7 protein-coding genes are annotated in these 6,607 nt (G+C 50.5%); 1 reads left to right on the top strand and 6 read right to left on the bottom strand.

Annotated elements, in window-relative coordinates; genetic code table 11:
* Positions 1 to 208: 208 nt before the first annotated feature.
* On the bottom strand, positions 209 to 1,495 hold the full coding sequence (locus NT002_13945; GenBank protein MCX6830363.1) for a Glu/Leu/Phe/Val dehydrogenase: 1,287 nt from the start codon (positions 1,493 to 1,495) through the stop codon (positions 209 to 211).
* A gap of 51 nt (positions 1,496 to 1,546) precedes the next feature.
* On the opposite strand from NT002_13945, the gene NT002_13950 reads away from it, so the two are divergent.
* Entirely contained in the window at positions 1,547 to 1,744 is a 198-nt protein-coding gene (locus NT002_13950) for a hypothetical protein (GenBank protein MCX6830364.1), read from the top strand.
* A 50-nt stretch (positions 1,745 to 1,794) separates the two neighbouring features.
* Here NT002_13950 and NT002_13955 read toward each other — a convergent pair whose 3' ends face one another.
* The 5 genes from NT002_13955 to NT002_13975 are packed head-to-tail and all read right to left on the bottom strand — an operon-like array spanning position 1,795 to position 6,302.
* Positions 1,795 to 2,046: a hypothetical protein gene (locus NT002_13955; protein ID MCX6830365.1), complete on the bottom strand. Its 252-nt coding sequence runs from the start codon at positions 2,044 to 2,046 to the stop codon at positions 1,795 to 1,797.
* A 3-nt stretch (positions 2,047 to 2,049) separates the two neighbouring features.
* Positions 2,050 to 3,333, bottom strand: a complete 1,284-nt coding sequence (gene larA / locus NT002_13960) for a nickel-dependent lactate racemase (GenBank protein MCX6830366.1) — start codon at positions 3,331 to 3,333, stop codon at positions 2,050 to 2,052.
* A gap of 12 nt (positions 3,334 to 3,345) precedes the next feature.
* On the bottom strand, positions 3,346 to 3,591 hold the full coding sequence (locus NT002_13965) for a hypothetical protein (protein MCX6830367.1): 246 nt from the start codon (positions 3,589 to 3,591) through the stop codon (positions 3,346 to 3,348).
* The gene (locus NT002_13970) at positions 3,581 to 5,458 is read right to left on the bottom strand and encodes an N-acetylmuramoyl-L-alanine amidase (protein ID MCX6830368.1); all 1,878 of its coding nucleotides are present in this window, start codon (positions 5,456 to 5,458) and stop codon (positions 3,581 to 3,583) included. The genes NT002_13965 and NT002_13970 overlap by 11 nt, the downstream gene beginning before the upstream one ends.
* Complete coding sequence (locus NT002_13975) at positions 5,442 to 6,302, bottom strand: hypothetical protein (protein ID MCX6830369.1); 861 nt, start codon at positions 6,300 to 6,302, stop codon at positions 5,442 to 5,444. Before NT002_13975 ends, NT002_13970 begins: the two co-directional genes overlap by 17 nt.
* Positions 6,303 to 6,607 lie beyond the last annotated feature (305 nt).

Below are 6,607 nucleotides of genomic sequence, written 5' to 3' on the forward strand. Positions count from 1 at the left end.
CCGGGCTAAAATTACCGGCCAAGTCCCGGGCCAAAGCATGCGGCATCTGTCATGGAAAGTAATCAATTGCCAGTCTCGGAGCAACGAAAAATGCCAATAAAAAATCCCGGTTCCACCAGCCGGGAGGCGGTAGAACCGGGTTCAAGAAAATGGCTCGCTTGAGAATGGCGAACTCTGGCCGCGGGCCTCATATTTCGAATGCCGGAATTTAGACCCAGCCGCGGTCTTTACAGGCTTGAGCGACCCGATTGACCGCGATAAAATATGCGGCATCGCGCATATAGACTTTGCGCTTGCGGGCCAATTCGCTCACGGCGAGGAAGGCCGAGGTCATCTTACTATCCAGTTTCTGCAAAACCTCTTCCTTCTCCCAGTAGTAGTTCATATTGCTCTGAACCTGCTCAAAATAGCTGCAGGTCACACCGCCGGCATTGGCCAGAAAATCGGGAATCATAAAAATATTCCGTTCCGCAATTATCTTGTCGGCTTCCGGAGTAGTCGGGCCGTTGGCCCCCTCGGCAATCATCCTCACTTTGCGGCTGATTTTGCCGGCATTGTCGCCGGTAATCTGGTTTTCCAGCGCGGCCGGGATCAGGATATCCACCTCCTGCTCAATCCAGGCTTCGCCCGGAAGCACCTCATAACCAAGCTCTTTGGCTTTTTTCTTGTCGATTCCGCCAAAACGGTCGGTGATCTTCAGGAGTGCATCTACATCAACGCCGGACATTTTCCGGAAGGAATAAGAGGTCTGATCAGTCTGGTCCCAACAGGCAACACAGATTACTTTGCCGCCCATTTCCTGATACAGACGGATGGCGTACTGAGCCACATTGCCAAATCCCTGAACGCCGGCAGTAGTATCGTCCGGGCGAAGGCTCAGCTCCTTCAGCGCCTCCCGGACAGTATAAATTACACCATAACCGGTCGCCTCGGTGCGGCCAAGGGAGCCACCCATACCGACCGGCTTGCCGGTAATAAGACCGGGCTGATGACCGCGATGGATCGTCTCGAATTCATCCAGCATCCAGAGCATATGCTGGGTGCTGGTCATGACATCGGGCGCGGGAACATCGATGAGCGGGCCGATATCACGGGAAAGCTGACGGATGAAGCCACGGCAAATCTGCTCCTGCTCACGGGCGCTGAGATTATGCGGATCACAGATCACGCCACCTTTGCTGCCGCCGAGCGGAATATCGACTACGGCGCATTTCCAGGTCATCCACATGGAGAGCGCCCGAACGGTGTCAATGGTCTCATGCGGGTGAAAACGTATGCCGCCTTTGCCCGGTCCGCGCGCATCATTATGCTGAACCCGGAAACCACGAAATATCTTCATCGTCCCGTCATCCATGTGAACCGGGATACCGAAATGATATTCGCGCATGGGATTGCGAAGCAAATCGCGCGTGGCCGCATCCAAATCAAGGAAATCGGCCGCCTTATCGAATTGCGTCTGAGCCATGACAAAAGGATTAAAGGGCTTGCTATTCATTAATAATAACCTCCTGAGTTGTGATTGCGGCCGTAAAAGCAGGCCGCGAAGTTGTCACAAATTCCTTTATATATTTCCAAGACGATTTTTCATGCTGGTCAAGAAATACCATATTTTGCCATAAAAGTCAATAATTTTGCAGACTATTTTATTGGTCTTTTCTGGAATACTATTATCACAATATTAGTTTTTGCGGGAAATCATCCGGGATTTGCGGGTGGGATTAATATAAGAGATGGCAAAACATAACCACTTGTTATTATTATACATATGGTTGTTTCTTAATGTTTTATCTCATATCACACCAAATCGGGACCGTTTATTGCAATTCCATCATTCTTGAATCCAACAGAGGAAATCTGATAAAGAAAAAACATAAATCCGTTTGCTAAGTATGTGACAAATTTCACAGCCTTGCGTTCTTCTGCAAAAAAATATCCATTATGAATTGTTCTTATTGCTTCCGGAGTTGATCCGCCAAAAATGGCCCGAAGAATAGTTACCGGGAGTGCCGCCTGTGCCTTTACCCTGCCTTTCATGGAAAAAAACAAATTCTAATCCACGGTCGGTATTGAAAGCGGCCCGCGCGGCAGAACGGCCGCGGCAGGACGGGATCTGTACCGGGAGATTATCGAGGGCAGCTCTTTTTGTAGATCATCAATGTTCCGCATCCGGCATTGCGCCGTTTCCTCACAGCTCAACGATGAGTATAGATGTACCTCTGCCTTATCGAGAATCTGCGCCAATTTTTGAACCTGCCAGCTATCGAGAACCCGCTCGCGGGATTCTGAGAGGAAACGGAGAAGCTCGTCCGACGATTGGCCGGCACTCAAAATAGATGCGAACCGACTTCCCGACGGAATACCGCAGGAGCACTCCGATACAACCACTATGGCTCCGCCCTTTTCCACGATTCTGGCCGCGGTTGAGATACCTTTGACTGTCTGGTACAGATTCTGATCGAGTGGAAATCCCGAGTTGGTGGTGATTACAACCGGGAATGTTTGCCTGAGACTTATATGCGCGACCGATGCCACGGCAGCCGCTCCGCGGCGGTGCGCCTCAATATAATCGCCGGAATATATTCCGGTAATCTGCTTCGAAGAATTCAGGGTCACATTGACCATAAATTCGGGCGGTGCAAATGAGGCCACCTCACGCGCCGCCTGCTGCTGGGGATTCCCCTCCAGAATGCCGTAATCAGAGGCGGGATTGGCAATGATATCAAAGGAGTGGAAGGCCAGGATGGTTTCCAGGCCGCAGATGGCCGGACAGATTCCCTTGGGACCGCCGGAATAGCCGGCAAAAAGGTGCGGTTCGATGAAACCGATGACGATCCTTTTATCGGCATTGATATATTCTTTGTTCAGAGTAACCGGGATGCCTGATGGGGTTGTCCCCATCAAAAGCAAATTTTCGGGGTCACCAGCCTGATGATTAATCACCCGGCAACCCTGCAATATTTCCTGTCCGAGAAGTGCTTGCAGTTCCTCAACGGTATGCGGGCGATGCGTCCCGCAGCCGACCAGCACGGTCACCTGAGACATTTTGAGATGGCAGCACTCAATAATGGCCGGAATCAGCAGTTGATTCGGAACGGGACGGGTGCCATCGGAAGTCACAATAACTACTCTATCATCAGGCGAGATAACTTCATTCAGGGGAGGTTTGTCGATTGGCCGGGCAACCGAATTGTGAAAGGCGGAATTGAAATTGAGCAGGGGGGTGCTTTCCTCCGGTTCTATGACAGTCCAACCGGCAATATTCCGGTCAAGGAATAGTTCTATCCCTTTTCGGCCATAATCGAGCATGACTCGGTTGGGATTCTGAATAATCATAAGACCGGCAGGTCAACTAAACAGAGTGATTACAACCGCCAGCCAGACGATGCCGATGGAAATAATCCCGATCGGTTTGTCCTTTCCGGCGAAGAGAGCAATGGCCGTGAATATCAGGGCCACGCCCAGCCTCACAGTCAGGCGTGTCAAGGCATGCCAATGGATAGCATCGGCCATAAGGAGTACGCCCGAAATGATCAGAGCCAGATAGATCAGCCAGAAAAGATTTTGCTTGGAACCTTCACTATTACCGCTCATTTTCCCTCAAAAAGTTTTCAATCCCGTTTCGAATCGCTCTTGCGACGCGAAGGCGGAATTCTTCGGTTTTTAAAAGAGCCTCCTGTTCCGGAAGAATTATGAAGGCACATTCCACCAGAACCGCCGGATACCCGGTGGGTCGATTCACCGCCAGATTGCCGTAATAGAGACCATAATCATTGAGCCCGGTTTCTCCCGGGAGTTCTTTCTGAATCGCCCGGGCCAACTCGATCGAATGCGGATGATAATAGTATGTGGAAACACCGTTATTGACAAAGGGATTAATCCCATCGGGCAGCGCATTGTTATGAATAGAGACAGACATGTCCGCCTTATTGGCGGCCGCAATGACCGGACGCTCGTTGAGAGGCAGATTGCTCATATCGCTTCGAGTTAGAACCACTCTGGCGCCTTTTTTTTCCAGTTCATTTTTCAAGGAAATGGCAATTTTCAGATTTGCCTCGCTTTCCCTGAGACCGGTGGGGCCGATTGCACCCGGATCAGCGGAATGTCCAGGGTCAATAACTATAACTTTATCTTTAAGCCCTACAGTCAGTTGTGGTGATTTATTAATTATCAACTTGAACTTGTGTCCCTCGTAATATCCATCATATCCCCAGATTGGTTTCTTAAATCGAAGACGCAATTGATATAGTTCCGGCTCCACCTGAGACCAGGTTGCAATCTCCAGATCCTTATCCTTGAAATCATAACGGATCCAGTCGGTATTGGAATAGACCCCGTACAGGGTAAGAAGAATGGTTCGTGAATCCTCTTCCTCGATACGAAAAGGATGTTTTGCGGAAAGGGGCATTTCCACCAGGAGATGATCAGGTGCGGCGAACGTCCGAATGGTTCGGAGATTGGAAATGGCCGGCGGCAATCCCGGCTCCAGCATTTTGACGGAATTTCGATTGACCCAGCCATATTGGGTTTGAGATAATTTTAGTTTGAGCCATTCTCCTTCTCCGCCGACCGCTTGCGCCGTCACCTCCTTGGGCTGAAAAATGGTCAGATACCCCAAGCGGGGACCGACCCGGATAATCTGCACCGAATCGATAAACTCCACCTGACGAGGCCAGCCGTTCGGATTGACCCGGATATAATAGGGGGAGCTATCGATTTTGGCGGCACCGTTAAGCTTCAGAAGAGACAGAAAATTGAAATCAATCATTTCCGCCGGGTGGTCAAGAATCCGTTTCAAGACTTTCTTCATATCAGGAGCAACCAGATGATAGATCAGGCGTGTGGAATCCGGCCGTTTCTCAAATCCAATATTCAGAAAGCCTTCATAGTATCCCCGCGCATGAAGCGACTCCGGAATCCGCCCCTGCTCAAATAATGATTCTCCCCGGTATGGTTGCACCCCGGGCGGCAATTCCGCCATAGGTATGGAGTCGGACAAACCGGGAATGGCAAAATAAGCCAAACATCCCGGAGTACCGCGAAAACCGACCACCAGCCTGTCACCGGAGCCGAGCAACAGATTACGGGTGGAATCAAATTCATCGATAATATAAAGGCTGTCATAGCCGGGGGCTTTCTCCGGCCGCGGCACATTAACCGCCCAGGTAAGTCTCGTGATTTCTTTCCCGGAGGTCGCGGTCAGATTAAAATCAAATGGTCCCGGTTCGATCGGAAGGAAGGCAATGAACCCACCCGCTTTATGAACCGGGACGTCGACCCCATTGATTTTCAATTCAGCTCCGGGAGTAACCGAGCCCAGGATAAAGGTCGAGTCGACGGCTGTGATATAGGCATTCTTCAGGGGATAAACGACATTGATTTGAAGATCTGCCGCAGATAATGCAGAAAATGAGGCGACAAGAAATAGAATCACCCAATATATGCTACTTAGATTCTTCATTTCGAAACTCACTTTTCAGCCTGGGGCCGCCGATGATGTTCTCGGCAACTGAAATAATCCCATTTTCATAGTCGAGACCGGTGGCAATATCTTTTTCCAGCAGCAGGGGGCCGTCGAGGTCACAGTAATCGGCCAGCGAAGAAAGATAGACCGCCGGAGCAATTCCTATCGATGATTCGACCATACAACCCAGCATCACCCTGATTCCATCATTGCGCGCCTGCAGAGCCATTCGTTTCGCCTCAAGAGCCCCGCCGCATTTGGCCATTTTTATATTTATCCCGTCGACATAATCGGCGTGAGTGAAATAGTCATTAATATTATTCAGGCCCTCATCGATATAGATCTCTGTTTTTGCTTTCCCTCTGAGGTGTCTCCATTCCCGGATATGTTCCGGCCCGGTCGGCTGCTCCACGATTTCAACCCCCAGTCGGTCAAGAAGAGAGAGCATCCGCTCCGCTTTTTCGAGTGTCCACCCGCCATTGGCATCGATACGATAAGTTCTGGCCGGCATGTTTTTCAGGAGGGGGATCAGCTCTTCATCCTCGGCGAAGCCCATTTTGATCTTGATAATCGGACATCGTGATTCCCTTATCTCCGCGGCCATTTTTTCGGGACGGTCAATACTGACGGTAAATGATGTTCTGACTTTTTCGGGTTCGCTTACGCCAAGCAGTTCCCAGGGATATTGTTTCAGAGATGCCGACAGATTATTGAGCATGGCCGCAGTGAGAGCCGCCCGGCAGACCGGGTGTATTTTTAGCTCACTAACCGCCCCAATCTCCGAAAGAGATATTCCGTTTAGAGAATTGATAAGGCCGATGGCCGATTTCAGCTCGGCCACAATGACCTCTTCGCTCGGGCCATAGTAAACGGAACCGGCCGCCTCTCCAAAAGACTTCCCCCCTATCGCCAGAATATAGTTCCGCTTGGTTTCGGCGGAGCCGGCGGAAATCCGAAAAGGCCGTTTCAGCGTCAGATCGACGGGAAAGAAATTCGATTCTATATTATCACCCTCCGATCCTCAAGAAAGATATTGATCAGGTCGGGGCGAAAATCAGGGTCACCGGGATTAAGGGAATTGATTGCCACCCCGCCTTCGCCCAGCGAGGAGTGAATGATACGGTATCGGTCGAGAGCAATGGCGAC

This window comes from Candidatus Zixiibacteriota bacterium, from assembly GCA_026397505.1.
Classification (GTDB): domain Bacteria; phylum Zixibacteria; class MSB-5A5; order GN15; family PGXB01; genus JAPLUR01.

Bases quoted from the DNA above. Each gene is read 5' to 3' on its own strand.
- larA (MCX6830366.1), bottom strand. From the start codon at position 3,333: ATGATTATTCAGAATCCCAACCGAGTCATGCTCGATTATGGCCGAAAA.
- NT002_13945 (MCX6830363.1), bottom strand. From the start codon at position 1,495: ATGAATAGCAAGCCCTTTAATCCTTTTGTCATGGCTCAGACGCAATTC.
- NT002_13970 (MCX6830368.1), bottom strand. From the start codon at position 5,458: ATGAAGAATCTAAGTAGCATATATTGGGTGATTCTATTTCTTGTCGCC.
- NT002_13965 (MCX6830367.1), bottom strand. From the start codon at position 3,591: ATGAGCGGTAATAGTGAAGGTTCCAAGCAAAATCTTTTCTGGCTGATC.